Origin of the sequence: Halomonas stenophila, from assembly GCF_014192275.1 — a bacterium.
Lineage (GTDB): Bacteria > Pseudomonadota > Gammaproteobacteria > Pseudomonadales > Halomonadaceae > Halomonas > Halomonas stenophila.
The window spans coordinates 771,621-785,737 of the sequence record NZ_JACHXR010000001.1; the positions used below are offsets into that span (position 1 = coordinate 771,621).

The following is a 14,117-nucleotide window of genomic DNA, read 5'->3' on the forward strand; positions in this document are numbered from 1 at the left end:
CTCCATGCGATATGCGATCCTGTTGATGGGCGCCCCCTACAGCCATCAGGCCAGCCACTCCGCGCTGCGCTTCGCCCGCGCCGTGCTGGCGCGGGGGCACCGCCTCGAGGCGGTGTTCTTCTATCATGACGGCGTGCACAACGCCGCGCGGCTGGCCTCGCCGCCCCAGGACGAGCCTCATCTGGTGGACGCCTGGGCGGCGCTCGGCGCCGAGCACGACGTGCCGCTGCTGGTCTGCATCGCGGCGGCCCTGCGACGGGGGCTGCTCGACTCGCGCGAGGCGAGCCGCCATGGCAAGGCGGGCCACAGCGTCGAGGCGCCCTTCGAGCTGACCGGCCTCGGCCAACTGGTTGATCTCGGGTTGCGCAGCGACCGGCTGGTGACCTTCGGGCCCTGAGGATGAACGAGAGGGAAGCGATGATGAGCGACAGCGACCTCGAGGCCGGCGAGCTGCTGGTGATCCTGCGTCACGGTCCGCACGGCACCAGCTGGCTGCGGGAGGGGCTGGATGCGGCCCTGGTGGCCGCCGCCTTCGGTCGCCGGGTCTCCCTGCTGTTCATGGGCGAGGGGGTGGGCGCCCTGGTGACCGGACAACAGGCGGGCCCGCTGGGCCAGAAGGGCACCGCGCCGACACTCGAGATGCTGGCGATGTATGATATCGAGACCCTGTGGGTCGAGGCCGAGGCACTCTCCAGCCTCGGCCTCGCGGAAGACGACCTGATGCTACCGGCTCGCCCGCTGGCCGCCGAGGCCATCGAACGGGCGGTGGCGGCCCATCCGCTGGTGCTCACCTTCTAGCCGGCCCGAGGAGTCCGAGAATGAAACTGCATATCGTGAATCGCTCGCCGGCCAGCAGCCAGGTGCATGCCCAGGCGGTGACGGCCATGGGGCCGGATGATCGCCTGCTGCTGATCGAGGACGGCGTGCAGGGTGCGCTGCCGCAGCTGGTCCGCTACTTCGAGGACATCCCCGGGCGCCTCTACGCCCTGCGCGAGGACCTGGAGGCGCGCGGGCTGGTCGGTCGTTGCGACGCCTCGGTACAGGTGGTGGACGTGGATGGCTTCGTGCAATTGACCGAGGAAGCCGAGCAGACGGTGAGCTGGTACTGATGGCAACCGTGGAAATATACCGTTATCTATCCGTCGACGGGCAAGCAATCGGCCTCGACCCGGAGGGCTACCTGGTCGACCTCGCCCAGTGGTCACCCGGCGTGGCGGAGGCGCTGGCGGACGAGGAGGGGATCCACCTCGAGGAGGACCACTGGGAGGTGCTGCGGGTGCTGCGCGACTTCTATGGGCGCTACGAGATGGCGCCGGCCATGCGTCCGCTGGTCAAGGCGGTGGGCATGGCCCTGGGGCCGGACAAGGGCCGCTCGATCCACCTGATGCGGCTCTTCCCCGGGAGCCCGGCCAAGGTGGCGGCCCGGCTGGCGGGCCTGCCGAAACCCACCAATTGCCTGTGACATGAACTTTCTGGCCCACGGCTGGCTGGCCCGGGGAGGCAGCGACGACTTCCTCTACGGCAACCTCGTCGCCGACGGCGTCAAGGGGAACGACCTCGGCGCCTGGCGCGCCGCGGTCGCCGAGGGCATCCGCCACCACCGGCGGGTCGATGCCTTCGTCGACTCCCACCCCGCGGTGCGCCAGGCGCGGGCCCTGGCCCCGGACGGCCAGCGACGCTATGCCGGCATCGCCCTCGACCTGCTCTGGGATCATTTCCTGGCGCGGCAGCTGCAGCGCCGGGACAGGGATGCGCTCGTCCGACGCTGTTACCGGCTGCTGGAGGAGCGACCTGCCCCCGACCGTCTGGCGGCGATGATGCCGGTGCTGGTGCGCCAGGACTGGCTGCGGGGCTATGCCGACTTCCGCTTCACCTGCCGCGCCGTGGAGGGCATCGGCCGGCGGCTCTCCGGACCGAATCGCCTGGCCGAACTGCTGCCCTGGCTGGAGCGCGACTACGACCGGCTGGAGGCCGCCTTCTCCCGTCTCTGGGACGACGTGGACCAGGCCCTGGGGGTGCCCCCGGGCCAGTCCCTCAATCGACCCTGAGCCACAGGCAGTCGATGGCCGCGCCTGGCGCGATGTCGGTCTCCGGCGGGATGACCGCCAGGGCATCGGCGTTGACGCAGGACGACAGCACCCCGGAATTCTGGTCCCGGAAGGGCCGGGCCACGATGTCCTCGGCGGTGAAGTCCAGCGACACGCGCATGTAGTGCTGACGCGGCCCGGTGCGGGTCTCGAAGTCGGCGCGCGCCGCCAGCCGGGGCAGCGCCGCCAGGGCCGGGCAGGCGAGCAGTGCCCCGATCAGCGGCCGCAGGAACAGCCAGGCGCCGACGAAACAGGAGACCGGGTTGCCGGGCAGCCCGACGAAGCGGGCCTCACCAGCGTCCGCCGCTCGCCGGGGCAGGCGCCCCAGGGCCAGCGGCTTGCCGGGGCGGATGGCCAGCCGCCACATGTCGAGCCGGCCCAGGGCCTCCAGGGCGGCCTTGACATGATCCTCCTCGCCGACGCTGACGCCACCGGTGGTGACCACCACATCGGCCGTCTCGGCGGCCTCCTGCAGTACCCGGCGGGTGCCCTCGGCATCGTCCGGCACCGTCTCGACGCGCACCACCTCGGCCCCGAAGCGGGTCAGCAGTGCCCGCAGCATGGGCCGATTGGAGTTGTAGATCTGGCCGGGGCCCAGCGGGCGACCGGGGTCGACGATCTCGTCGCCGGTGGACAGCAGGGCGATGCGCGGGCGGCGTCGCACCTCGACCCGGGTGATGCCCTGGCCGGCGAGATGCCCCAGGGCGGCCGCGTCGAGGCGGGTGCCGGCCGCCAGCAGGCGGTCGCCGACGGCCACATCGCGGCCGCGTCGGCGCAGGTTGTCGCCGGCGGGGATGGCGGCGGGGATCCAGGCCCGGTCGCCGTCGACCTCGACGCGCTCCTGCATCACCACGCAGTCGGCGCCGGCGGGTAGCTCCCCGCCGGTGAAGATCCGTGCACAGCCGCCGGGCGAGAGGGGCGCGGCGGCCGTGCCGGCGGTGATGCGCTGGACGATCGGCAGCCACTGTCCGGCCTCACGGTGATCCAGGGCATAGCCGTCCATGGCGCTGTTGTCGAAGGGCGGCACGTCGAGGCGGGCCATGACATCCCGGGCCAGCACCCGGCCCGCCGCCGCGTCGCCGTCAATGGCCTCGCCGGGCAGTGCGGTCACGCCGTCGAGCAGGGCGGCGAGGGCCGCCTCGACGGGCTGCAACTCGCCGTTGTTGTCAGACATGCTGGCCTCGTTCGGGGATCACCAGATTCGCCGGAAGGTGTAGAGAGTTACATAGCTTGTGCCGGCCGTCGGCCGTCTCGTGGTTGTCAGGCATGCTGGCCTCGTTCGGGGATCACCAGGTTGGCGAAGTTACATGGCTTGTGCCGACTGTCGAGCTGTTCGGCGAGGATCCCGTCCCAGCCGGTGCGACAGGCCCCGGTGGAGCCGGGCAGGCAGAACACCACGGTGGCGTTGGCCAGGCCGCCCAGGCAACGGCTCTGCACGGTGGAACTGCCCACCTCGTGCCAGGAGAGCTGGCGAAACAGCTCGCCGAAGCCCTCGATGCGCTTGTCCAGCAGTACCGAGACGGCCTCGGGGGTGGAGTCGCGCCCGGTGAAGCCGGTCCCGCCGGTGGTGAGGATGACCTGGATGCCGGGATCGGCGATCCAGGCCGCGACCACCGCACGGATGCGATAGACGTCATCGGGGACGATGCGCTTGTCGGCCAGGCGGTGGCCGGCGGCGGTGAGCCGCTCCACCAGGGCCTGGCCGCTGCGGTCGGTGTCCTCGGTGCGGGTATCCGAGACCGTCAGCACCGCCACCGAGAGGGGGATCATCGCCTCGCTCATTGTCCCTTTTCCTGCTTGGCGGCCTGGCGGGCCTCGAAGGCGGCCTGCTGCTCCGGCGTGGCCTCGGCCTGGTAGAGAGACTTCCACTCGCTGTAGGGCATGCCGTAGACGTATTCCCGGGCGGTCTCGTAGTCCAGCGTCTCGCCGCGCTCCTCGGCGGCGGCCACCAGCCACTTGGACAGGCAGTTGCGGCAGAAGTCGGCGAGGATCATCAGTTCGATGTTCTGCACCTCCTTGTGCTCGTCCAGGTGGTGCAGCAGCCGGCGGAAAGCGGCGGCCTCGAGTTCGGTGCGGGTGCTGTCGTCAAGGTGTTGCATCGTGTTGGCTCCATGGTGGTGTCGGGCCCCTCGGGGGCGATACCCCAGCTTAACAAAAGACACCGCCCGTGGGCGGTGTCGTGAGAGGGGACGAGGCGCGATCAGCCGGGGGGCCGGGAGGCCGATGACGAGTCGCCCTTCGCCTCGTCCGGGGCGGCCCGGTCGGCCTTGCCCTTGACCTCCTCGTACCAGAGGTTGTGGTGCTGCCTGGCCCAGCTCTCGTCCACGTAGCCGTGGGTCATGCCCTCCAGGGCGCCCTCCGTGCCGAGGGTGCCGATATAGATATGGCCCAGTGCCACGGCGGTCAGGCCCAGGGCGCCGAGGGCATGGAGGATGTTGGCCCACTGCATGGTGTCCCGGGCCTGGTTGAAGTTGGGGAAGTCCAGCACCAGGCCGCTGACGACCACCACCAGGCCGACGCTGGCCAGCAGCCAGTACCAGAGCTTCTCGCCGGCGTTGGCGAAGCCGGCATCCGGATGCGCCTTGCCGACCATGCCCCCACCCTGGCGCAGCCAGGCCAGGTCGTGGCGCCTGGGCAGGTTGTGGCGCAGGAAGCGGGCCAGCACCAGCAGCAGCAGGATGGCGAACAGCGGGCCCAGGTAGTTGTGCAGGGTCTTGGTGCCGATCATCAACCCGGCCCAGGCGCCGTCGCCGAACACCGGACGCAGCAGGGCCTTGCCGTAGAGCAGCATCAGGCCGGTCAGGCCGAGCAGCAGGAACAGGCTGGCCACGCTCCAGTGCAGGGCGCGGTCCAGCACCGGCCAGCGCAGCAGCTTGCGCCCGGTGCGGGGCGCGTCGAGCCGCTGGCGGCCGACGACGAGGTAGAACACCAGGATCACGACCAGCATGCCGAGGATGGCGATGGCGCCGAAGGGCGATACCCAGCGGTCGCGGATCTGCCGCCAGGTCTCGCCACTGGCATTGACCAGGTTGTAGGTGCTCTGTGCCCGGCTGTCGCGGAAGTTGGCGTCGGTCTCGCCACTGCGGATCTGCCGCCAGGTGTCGGCATCCACCGCGGGCACGGCGAAGGCGGCTTCCTGGCCGGGATTCGCCGCGCCGGGCGTGGTCTCCTGGGCCAGTGCCTGCCGGCCCGGGCCCAGGGCGGCCACCAGCAGCGCCACCAGCAGGGCCGTCAGCACGAGCCGCCTGGGGTCTCGCATCGCGATGCTCATGGTCTGCCTCCTTAGCCCTGCCGGGTGGCGTCATGGGCCAGCGAATCGGCCTCGGCCCGGGGGTTGCCGGACCAGCCGCCATCCTCGTGACCGCGACGCACCACCCGCTGGCGGAAGATATCCGCGATCTCCTGGGCGTCGCCGGCGAGCAGCGCCTTGGTGGAGCACATCTCGGCACACAGCGGCAGCTTGCCCTCGTCGATGCGGTTGGCGCCGTACTTGGCGTATTCCTCCTCCTTGCTGTCGGCCGGGCCCCCGGCGCAGAAGGTGCACTTGTCCATCTTGCCGCGCTCGCCGAAGGCGCTCTGCTGCGGGAACTGCGGCGCCCCGAAGGGGCAGGCGTAGAGGCAGTAGCCACAGCCGATGCACAGGTCCTTGTCGTGGAGCACGATGCCGTCGTCGCGCTGGTAGAGGGTCTCGGTGGGGCAGACGGCGATGCAGGGGGCATCGTCGCAGTGCATGCAGGCCACCGAGATCGAGACCTCGCTGGGCTCGCCGTCGTCCAGGGTCACCACGCGGCGGCGCTGGATGCCCCATTCCACCTCGTTGGCGTTCTTGCAGGCGGTGACGCAGCCGTTGCACTCGATGCAGCGCTCGGCGTCACACATGAATTTCATCGTGGCCATGATGTCCTCCCGTGGGCCGTTAGCCGGCCTTCTCGATGCGACACAGCGTGCACTTGGTTTCCTGCATCTGGGTCACCGAGTCGTAGCCGTAGGTGGTGGCCGTGTTCGCGGCCTCGCCCAGTACATAGGGGGCCGACCCCTCGGGGTAGCGGTCGTGGAGGTCCTCGCCCTGGAACAGGCCGCCGAAGTGGAAGGGCATGAACACCACCTCGCGGGCGACGCGCGGGGTGACCAGGGCCTGGACCCGCACGCGGCCCCCCTCGGCGCCCTCGACCCAGACCATCTCGCCGTCGGCGATGCCGAGGTCGTTGGCCAGTGCCGGGTTGATCTCGACGAACATCTGCTGCTGCAGCTCGGCGAGCCAGGACATGGAGCGCGTCTCCTCGCCGCCGCCCTCGTATTCCACCAGCCGGCCGGAGGTGAGGATGATCGGATAGGTACCGGTCACGTCCTTCTGCTGGATGGAGCGGTAGAGGGTGGGCAGGCGGTAGTGGGAGGCCACGTCGTCCCAGGTCGGGTAGTCGCTCACCAGGTCGCGGCGGCTGGTGTAGAGCGGCTCGCGGTGCCTGGGAATCGGGTCGGGAAAGGTCCAGACGTTGCAGCGGGCCTTGGCATTGCCGAAGGGGGCGCACTCGTGGGCGATGGCCACCCGCTGGATGCCGCCGGACAGGTCGGTCTTCCAGTTCTGGCCCTCGGCGGCCTGCTGCTCCTGCGCCGTGAGATCGCCCCACCAGCCCAGGTCCTTGAGCATGGCGTCGGTGAACTCCGGGTAGCCGTCGTCCAGTTCCGAGTTTCGACTGAAGGAGCCGTCGGCGAGCAGGGACACGCCATCGCGCTCGATGCCGAAGCGGGCGCGGAAGGTCAGGCCGCCCTCGGACACCTTCTTGCTGGTGTCGTAGAGGATCGGGGTGCCGGGGTGGCCCATCTCGGCGGTGCCCCAGCAGGGCCAGGGCAGGCCGTAGTAGTCGCCGTCGGTGGGCCCGCCCCGGGCCTGCAGGGTCTCGAAGTCGAAGGTATGCCAGTTCTGCTGGTGGGCCTTGAGGCGCTCCGGGCTCTGCCCGGTGTAGCCCACGGTCCACATGCCGCGGTTGAACTCCCGGGTGATGTCCTCGATCACCGGCTCGCTGCCCTCGACGCGGATGTGCTTGAAGAGTTGCTCGGCGAAACCCAGCTTGCGGGCCAGCAGGTACATGATCTCGTGGTCGGGCCTGGACTCGAACAGCGGCTCGATGACCCGGTCGCGCCACTGGAGGGAGCGGTTGGTGGCCGTGACGCTGCCGGTGGTCTCGAACTGGGTGCAGGCGGGCAGCAGGTAGACCCCGTCGCGGCGATCGTGCATGACCGCGGCCACGGTGGGATAGGGGTCGACGATGACCATCATCTCCAGCTGCTGCATCGCCCGGCGCATCTCGGGGCCGCGGGTCTGGGAGTTGACCGCGTGCCCCCAGTAGAACATCGCCTTGAGGCGGGTGCGCTGGGCGATGGCGTCCTCTTCCTCGAGGACCCCGTCGATCCAGCGGGACACGGTGATGCCGCTGGCGTTCATCGGCTTGCCGTCCGCGTACTCGGCGGGGTCGAAGCGGCCGACCAGCCAGTCGTAATCCAGGTCCCAGACCCTGGCCCAGTGCCGCCAGGCGCCCTCGGAGAGGCCGTAGTAGCCGGGCAGGGAGTGCGACATCAGCCCCAGGTCGGTGGCGCCCTGGACGTTGTCGTGGCCGCGGAAGATGTTGGCGCCACCGCCGGAGATGCCGATGTTGCCCAGGGCGAGCTCCAGGATGCAGTAGGCCCGGGTGTTGTTGTTGCCGGTGGTGTGCTGGGTGCCGCCCATGCACCAGACGATGCAGCCGGGGCGGTTCTCGGCCAGGCGGCGGGCCGTGTCGCGCATGGTCGCCTCGGGGACGCCGGTGATGTTCTCCACCACGTCCGGCGCGAAGGCCGCGACCTCGCTGCGGACATCGTCCATGCCGTAGACCCGCTGGGCGATGTAGTCGCGATCCTCCCAGCCGTTCTCGAAGATGTGCCACAAAAGCCCCCAGATGAAGGCCACGTCGCTGCCGGGGCGCAGGCGCACATAGTGGTCGGCCTTGGCGGCGGTGCGGGTGAAGCGGGGATCGACCACGATGATCTCGGCCTGGTTGCGCTCCTTGGCCAGCAGGATGTGCTGCATGGCCACCGGGTGGGCCTCGCAGGGGTTGGAGCCGATGAACATGATCGCCCGGCTGTGCTGGATGTCGTTGAGCGAGTTGGTCATCGCCCCGTAGCCCCAGGTGTTGGCGACCCCGGCCACGGTGGTGGAGTGGCAGATGCGTGCCTGGTGGTCGGTGTTGTTGGTGCCCGCCAGGGCGGCGAACTTGCGCAGCAGGTAGGCCTGCTCGTTGTTGAACTTGGCCGAACCCAGCCAGTAGACGCTGTCCGGGCCGTGCTGCTCGGTGAGCGCGAGCACCTTGTCGCCGATCTCCTCGATGGCCTGCTCCCAGCTCAGCCGCTGCCATTCGCCGTCGACCAGCTTCATGGGGTACTTCAGCCGCCGGGTGGAATGGCCATGCTGGCGCAGGGACGCGCCCTTGGCGCAGTGGGCCCCGCGGTTGATGGGATGGTCGAAGGCCGGCTCCTGGCCGGTCCAGACGCCCTCCTGCACTTCCGCGTAGACCCCGCAGCCCACCGAGCAATGGGAACAGACGGTACGCCGGGTCTCGATGGGGGCGTCGGAATAGGGCGTCTTCTCCGCGGCGTCGACCCGGCGCATCATCGGCGCGCCCATGAAGCCGGCGGCGGCCAGGCCGCCGGTGGTGGCACCGCTGCGCTTGAGAAACTGGCGACGGGAAATGCCGAGGCCGCCGGTCCGGGGAGTGGATGAGCTTCGCGTCAGTCGCATGGTGTCGGTCTCCTGGCGGGCGCGGACTCAGTCGCGCAGGGTGGCGTAGTAGGCGCGGATATGCGCGGTCTCCCGGTAGCCCCGCGGTGTCTCGTCCCGCACGGTGTCCGGGGGGGCGGACTCGGCCTGCACCAGCGGCACCTGGCCGAGGCCGGCGGCCGCCCCGGCCGCGACGGTGCCGAGGCCGAGGGTCTTGAGGAAGCGGCGGCGCTGGGGATTGCGTTCGGTGGACATGGGAGTCTCCTCGTTCAGGACACGGGCGGGGTGACGAAGCGCACGGGGGCTTCGCCGTCGATCGCCGCCAGGCGACGTGCCTCCTCGGCGAGAAAGGCGCGGCCGAGCTCGCCGAGACGGGCATGGAAGGGGGTGTCGACGGCGGCCAGGTCGGCCAGGCAGCGATCCGCCCAGGGGGCCAGGTGACGGCGGTAGAAGCCGGCCTCCTCATGGGGGGAGGTTTCCACCAGCAGGGCCATGACCTCCAGCTCCGCCGCCAGGTGGTCCTCGGGGTCGCGGCTGTGCTCGGCGCGGGCGATCCCCAGGCGGCGCAGGTCGCGGCGCAGGGCGACCAGCGCCTCGTCCATCAGGGCACCCTGGCGGTACCAGGACGCATAGGGGGTGACGTCGCCCTCGATGACGCCGACCAGGTGGCGGAAATGGGCCCGCGCCAGGGCCGCCGGCGTGGCCTCGCCGGCGGCCTGGGCCAGGCCCTGCCAGCCGCGGGCCAGGTCGCCGTCGCCCTCGGGGGCGAGGCTCGTCAGCCAGGCGAGAAGCGCCTCGTCGGGCGGCTCCCGCAGCAGGCGGCCGAGGAGCCGATAGATATCGGCGCGCAGGGCGCGTGTCTCGTCGTCGGGCTCGGCCGTTGGCAGTTGCTGGGTCATGGTCATACCCTCGATTGCGCGTCGGGGTCGCGGGCCAGGGACCGCCAGGCATCGCGCACGCGACAGTCCTCGCACATCTCCAGCCGCCGGGCGGCCTCGCCGGCGAAGTGGGGATGATCGGCCAGCTTGGCCTTGATGGCGGCGATGGTGCCGGCGCTGGCGAAGGGCTTGCCGCAATGCAGACAGGCGAAGGGCGCGTCCTCGTGCAGCACGCGCCGCTCGCCGCGCGACGGGTCGGCCAGCAGTCCCGGCACCAGGCGGATGGCGTCCTCCGGGCAGGCGGCCTCGCAGAGGCCGCACTGCACGCAGTCGGCCTCGCGGAAGTCGAGCCGCGGGGCGTCCCGGCCGGCCCCCAGGGCCGGCGTGGGGCAGGTCGCCACGCAGGCCATGCACAGGGTGCAGGCCGCCTCGCTGACCGCGACCGACCCATAGGGCGCGCCCTGCGGCAGGGCATGGCGCCGGCCATCCGGTGCGCCCAGCTCGGCCAGGCGGTCGAGCGCCTGGTCGAGACGGGCTCGCTTGTCGTCGCCCGTCAGCGCGAGGGGGGTGGTGGTCAGCGGCGCCAGGGCGGGCAAGGCGTCGCGGCCGGCGCTGTCGCCGGGCGTCAGGCCCACCAGCCGCTCGGGAGCATGGCCCAGGGCCGAGAGCATCCCCCGCGCCAGCGCCAGCTGGTCGTCGAGGAAGGCCGTCAGCCGCTCGGGCATGTCGGCGTGGTACTGCAGGCGGACCTCGGCGGCACCGCCGGCCAGGGCGGCGAGCCACTGGTCATGGCCGGCGGCGCCGAGCTCCTCGAGGGGGATGTCGATCACGTGCCCCGCGGCGCTGTCCTCCTCGGCCAGCGTCCCGGCCGCGAGGAAGCGCACGACGGGCGTGCGTCCCCCGGCCGCCCGGTAGGCCGCCAGCCAGCCCAGCAGGGTGTCGAGCTGGCGCGAGGCGGTGGGCTGGCGGTAGCCGATGGCGCCGGTGGGGCAGGCGCTGGCACAGCTGCCCACGCCGTGGCAGCGGTAGGGGTCGATCTCGACCCAGGCCTCGATGCGGCCCCGGCGACTGGCGATGGCATCGGCGGGACACACCTCGAGACAGCGCGTACAGCCCGGTTGGCCATTGGCGGCATGGGCGCAGCGCTGGCCGTCGACCTGGACGTAGCGGGGCTTGTCGAACTCGCCCACCAGGTCGGCCGCCTCGGCCAGGCGCGCGTCGCGCGCCGCGTCCTCCCAGGGGAAGGCGAGGTAGCCGGGCGGGGGCAGTTCCAGCGCCAGGCAGGGCGCCTCGCCGAGGTCGATGACCAGGTCGAAATGGGCGCGGCCGGCCAGCAGCCTGGCCAGGTCCAGGGGGCCCTCTGGCGTGTCCAGCGTCGCGGTGAAGCGACCGAGATAGCCTGCCAGGCGCAGCCGACGGCGCTGGTTCCGGGTGAGGGAATGCTGCGAGAGATGGTCGGTGGCGGCCAACAGGGCATCGTCGTCGCCGTCCTCGCCGGCGGCGACGGGCTCGGTGAACAGCAGGCTCAGGGAGCCCAGCCCCGTATCGGCGAGGGCCCTGGCGGCGCGCCGCACGTGGCGTTCGTTACCGAGCAGCAGGGCATGGCCCTCGCTGACATAGCTCAGGGTCTCCGGGGCCAGGTTGACGGGCCAGGAGAGCTGGCGGCGGGCAAGGTCGCGCGCCTGGCGGTTACGGGGCTCGTCCGCCTCGTCCTCCGCCAGCGGGTCGATTCGCTGGTTCATGCAGCCTCACGGTCGAAGTCATTTATTATTATGAAATGCTCATTCATCGAGTCTTGATGGGTTTTCCCGTTTGCGCCAATGCTCCTTGGTCTAATGGGGCATCGCCGGCACTCGCAGGGAGCGTCTCCGTCTGGGAGGCGGCGACGTTCTCGCCATCCCCGTCGTCTCGCGGCTCGTCACCCGCGGAGGGCGTGGCGTCGCCGGCGACCTCGCGGGGCTCGCCGGCCGCAGCGTCATCGCGACCGCCGACCGGCTCGTCGAGCCAGCGTCGCAGGCGCTCCGCGGCCTGGCTCGCCAGCGGGGTCAGGGTCCGGCGGAAATCCTGGTCGTAGTCATCGAGGCCATCGCGGATACCGTAATGGTCCGCGGCGAAGAGCCGCTTCAGGGCGCGTCGGCGCAGGCCGGCGCTGACGCCGGGCGCCATGAACGCCGTGATATCGCTGCCCGCTGGCAGGCTGTCGGGGTCGGGAAGCTCCGCCTCGGGGTCGGTGGCCGGTGCCTCCGGGGCCGCGACGGGCTCGGCCGAAGGGGCGTCGCTGGCCTCTTCACGGCCGGCGGACGCCGTCGCGTCGTCGATCTCGTCGTCGCCGATGACGCCCCGCTTGCGTCGGGACCAGCGTTGAAAATGGTTCATGGGGTGTGCTCCCGGGCGCGGCCGGCGCCCTTGCGCTGCTTCTTGCGTCCCTCGTCGGGGGCCTCGCCATGGCGGGCCAGGTAGGCCTCGAGCCAGGCCTGGATCGCCAGGGGCATGGCGACCTCCAGCACGCGCTGCTCGCCGTCCAGCCAGGCCGCGGCCACCTCCTGGCTGGCGGTGATGCAGGCGGGGCGCGGCTCCCCGTCGGCATCGCCGGCGTTGATGAACAGCCGCGGCGAGTCCGAGGCCAGGTTGAAGCGATAGGCGGCACGCTCGGTGAGGGTGAGCTGCAGGTCCAGGGGGTGAGGGCCGCCATCGCCGGACACGAGGTCGGCGACTCGCCAGCGGGTCGCGGTGAAGCCCTTGCTGGTGACGCGCTCGGCCCTGAGGGAAACGCTGAGGCGTCGGGTGGTGGCGGTGGGCATGCCGTGACTCCCGAGGGTTTCCCTGCCAGTAAAGACACGGCGGGCGGGGAATGCCATCATCGTCATCAACGCAAACGCTGGAGGCCTCCCATGCACGACATCAGCCTGAGCCACGCACGGCTGCCGGCCACGCTCGAGATCACCGTCGTCGACGAGTTCGGCGAGGCCCGTCCCCAGGCGATCGCCGCGGAGCGTGCCCTGACGGTGTACCTGAACCGGCGCGAGATCGTCACCCTGATGACCCTGGGGGCGGATCCGGAGGCCCTGGTGGTGGGCTACCTGCGCAACCAGGGCCTGCTGGGTCGCCTCGAGGATCTCCAGGCGGTACAGGTGGACTGGGAGGTGGAGGCCGCCGCCGTGGTGACCCGCCACCTGCCCGAGGACCTGGAGGAGCGGCTCGGTCAGCGCACGGTGACCACCGGCTGCGGCCAGGGCACCGTCTTCGGACGGCTGCTGGAGGCCACCTCGCTGACGCCGTTGCCGCGTACCCGGTTGCGTCAGTCCGTGCTCTATGGGTTGCTGGAGAACCTCGGCGCCTACAACGAGACCTACCGCAGCGCAGGGGCCGTGCACGGCTGCGCCCTGTGTCGCCAGGCGGAAGTGCTGGATTTCGTCGAGGACGTGGGCCGGCACAATGCCGTGGATACCCTGGCGGGGCGCCAGTGGCTGGGCCGCGAGGAGGCGCAGCCGGCGCCGGACATCTTCTACACCACCGGCCGGCTGACCTCGGAGATGGTGCTCAAGGTGGCCCAGATGGGCATCGGCGTGCTGGTGTCACGCTCCGGCGTGACCCAGAAGGGGGTCGAGCTCGCCGAGCGGTTCGGGGTGCTGCTGGTGGCGCGGGCCAAGGGCCGCCACTTCCAGGCCATCGGCGGCGAGGGGCGCCTCGAGCTGGATGCCATGCCCGCGCGCCGGCCCGGCGACCGCCCGCGCCAGGGGCGGGATTGAGCGTCGCCGCTACTGGCCATCCCGGGGGGTGCAGACCGACAGCACCACGGCGTCCTCCTCGCTCACCGACACCAGGGCGTGCCCCATGTCGCTGTCGAAGTAGATGCTGTCGCCCTTGGCCAGGCGCAGCGGCTCGTAGAACTCGGAGAACAGCTGGATCTCGCCCTCGAGCACCATCAGGAACTCCTCGCCGTCGTGACGCACCCACTGGCAGAAGTCCTCGAAGCGTCGGGCCCGCACGATCGTCTTGAAGGGGATCATGCGCTTCTGGGCCAGCTCGCAGCTCAACAACTCGTGCTCGTAGGTGGGCGTGGGATGCAACTGGCCCTCGCCGCGGCGGGTCAGGTCGCGACGCCCCATGGTGCGCGTCTTGGCCTTGGGCTGGGAGAGCAGCTGCGGGAGGTCGATATCGAGCCCGCTGATCAGCTTCTGCACGGCACTGAAGGTCGGCGAGATCTGGTCGTTCTCGATCTTGGACAGGGTGGAGCGCGCCAGGCCGGTGCGTTCGCTGACGTCACCCAGGGTCCACTGGTTGGCCAGGCGGATCTCGCGGAGGCGTTCCCCGAGGCGCTGGGGCTCGACGAAGGGTTTGCGCCCCGAGGCGATGCGCAGGGCGGCGTCCTGATCGTTGCTGGCGGGCATGCGGCATTCA

18 protein-coding genes are annotated in these 14,117 nt (G+C 70.9%); 6 read left to right on the plus strand and 12 right to left on the minus strand.

Features of this window, described 5'->3' with window-relative positions; translation table 11 throughout:
* The first annotated feature begins 4 nt into the window (after window positions 1–4).
* From tusD to FHR97_RS03480, 5 genes are read left to right on the plus strand one after another with little or no spacing between them, the layout of a single operon-like run.
* Window positions 5–397 (plus strand): sulfurtransferase complex subunit TusD, encoded by a 393-nt coding sequence (gene tusD / locus FHR97_RS03460; RefSeq protein WP_183382337.1) that lies wholly within the window; start codon window positions 5–7, stop codon window positions 395–397.
* A gap of 23 nt (window positions 398–420) precedes the next feature.
* A complete protein-coding gene (tusC, locus tag FHR97_RS03465) occupies window positions 421–798 on the plus strand; it encodes a sulfurtransferase complex subunit TusC (protein WP_183382338.1) in 378 nt (125 codons plus the stop codon).
* A gap of 20 nt (window positions 799–818) precedes the next feature.
* A complete protein-coding gene (gene tusB / locus FHR97_RS03470; RefSeq protein ID WP_183382339.1) occupies window positions 819–1,109 on the plus strand; it encodes a sulfurtransferase complex subunit TusB in 291 nt (96 codons plus the stop codon).
* Window positions 1,109–1,462 carry a TusE/DsrC/DsvC family sulfur relay protein gene (locus tag FHR97_RS03475; protein ID WP_183382340.1) on the plus strand — a complete coding sequence of 118 codons (354 nt, stop codon included), beginning with the start codon at window positions 1,109–1,111 and terminating at the stop codon, window positions 1,460–1,462. Before tusB ends, FHR97_RS03475 begins: the two co-directional genes overlap by 1 nt.
* Window position 1,463: 1 nt before the next feature.
* Complete coding sequence (locus FHR97_RS03480; RefSeq protein WP_183382341.1) at window positions 1,464–2,048, plus strand: acyl carrier protein phosphodiesterase; 585 nt, start codon at window positions 1,464–1,466, stop codon at window positions 2,046–2,048.
* Here the strand turns inward: FHR97_RS03480 and FHR97_RS03485 are convergent.
* The 11 genes from FHR97_RS03485 to FHR97_RS03535 form a co-directional block, all read right to left on the minus strand.
* On the minus strand, window positions 2,035–3,261 hold the full coding sequence (locus FHR97_RS03485) for a molybdopterin molybdotransferase MoeA (RefSeq protein ID WP_183382342.1): 1,227 nt from the start codon (window positions 3,259–3,261) through the stop codon (window positions 2,035–2,037). The genes FHR97_RS03480 and FHR97_RS03485 overlap by 14 nt on opposite strands.
* 86 nt (window positions 3,262–3,347) lie before the next feature.
* On the minus strand, window positions 3,348–3,869 hold the full coding sequence (gene moaB / locus FHR97_RS03490) for a molybdenum cofactor biosynthesis protein B (protein ID WP_183382343.1): 522 nt from the start codon (window positions 3,867–3,869) through the stop codon (window positions 3,348–3,350).
* Window positions 3,866–4,186 (minus strand): DUF1244 domain-containing protein, encoded by a 321-nt coding sequence (locus tag FHR97_RS03495; RefSeq protein ID WP_183382344.1) that lies wholly within the window; start codon window positions 4,184–4,186, stop codon window positions 3,866–3,868. The genes moaB and FHR97_RS03495 overlap by 4 nt, the downstream gene beginning before the upstream one ends.
* Before the next feature lie 101 nt (window positions 4,187–4,287).
* Window positions 4,288–5,358: a formate dehydrogenase subunit gamma gene (locus FHR97_RS03500; protein WP_183382345.1), complete on the minus strand. Its 1,071-nt coding sequence runs from the start codon at window positions 5,356–5,358 to the stop codon at window positions 4,288–4,290.
* Window positions 5,359–5,369: 11 nt separating this feature from the next.
* Window positions 5,370–5,984 carry a formate dehydrogenase FDH3 subunit beta gene (fdh3B, locus tag FHR97_RS03505; RefSeq protein WP_183382346.1) on the minus strand — a complete coding sequence of 205 codons (615 nt, stop codon included), beginning with the start codon at window positions 5,982–5,984 and terminating at the stop codon, window positions 5,370–5,372.
* Between the two features lie 19 nt (window positions 5,985–6,003).
* A complete protein-coding gene (locus FHR97_RS03510) occupies window positions 6,004–8,859 on the minus strand; it encodes a molybdopterin-dependent oxidoreductase (RefSeq protein ID WP_183382347.1) in 2,856 nt (951 codons plus the stop codon).
* Between the two features lie 27 nt (window positions 8,860–8,886).
* Window positions 8,887–9,093, minus strand: a complete 207-nt coding sequence (locus FHR97_RS03515; protein WP_183382348.1) for a twin-arginine translocation signal domain-containing protein — start codon at window positions 9,091–9,093, stop codon at window positions 8,887–8,889.
* A 14-nt stretch (window positions 9,094–9,107) separates the two neighbouring features.
* Window positions 9,108–9,737, minus strand: coding sequence for a TorD/DmsD family molecular chaperone (locus FHR97_RS03520; RefSeq protein WP_183382349.1), 630 nt, complete (start codon window positions 9,735–9,737; stop codon window positions 9,108–9,110).
* A gap of 2 nt (window positions 9,738–9,739) precedes the next feature.
* Entirely contained in the window at window positions 9,740–11,458 is a 1,719-nt protein-coding gene (locus FHR97_RS03525) for a 4Fe-4S dicluster domain-containing protein (protein WP_183382350.1), read from the minus strand.
* Window positions 11,459–11,501: 43 nt separating this feature from the next.
* Complete coding sequence (locus FHR97_RS03530) at window positions 11,502–12,092, minus strand: DUF3306 domain-containing protein (protein ID WP_183382351.1); 591 nt, start codon at window positions 12,090–12,092, stop codon at window positions 11,502–11,504.
* Window positions 12,089–12,517, minus strand: coding sequence for a DUF3305 domain-containing protein (locus FHR97_RS03535; protein ID WP_183382352.1), 429 nt, complete (start codon window positions 12,515–12,517; stop codon window positions 12,089–12,091). Before FHR97_RS03535 ends, FHR97_RS03530 begins: the two co-directional genes overlap by 4 nt.
* Before the next feature lie 90 nt (window positions 12,518–12,607).
* On the opposite strand from FHR97_RS03535, the gene FHR97_RS03540 reads away from it, so the two are divergent.
* Window positions 12,608–13,465, plus strand: a complete 858-nt coding sequence (locus tag FHR97_RS03540; protein WP_183382353.1) for a formate dehydrogenase accessory sulfurtransferase FdhD — start codon at window positions 12,608–12,610, stop codon at window positions 13,463–13,465.
* A gap of 9 nt (window positions 13,466–13,474) precedes the next feature.
* Here FHR97_RS03540 and FHR97_RS03545 read toward each other — a convergent pair whose 3' ends face one another.
* Window positions 13,475–14,107, minus strand: coding sequence for a helix-turn-helix domain-containing protein (locus FHR97_RS03545; protein WP_183382354.1), 633 nt, complete (start codon window positions 14,105–14,107; stop codon window positions 13,475–13,477).
* Window positions 14,108–14,117 lie beyond the last annotated feature (10 nt).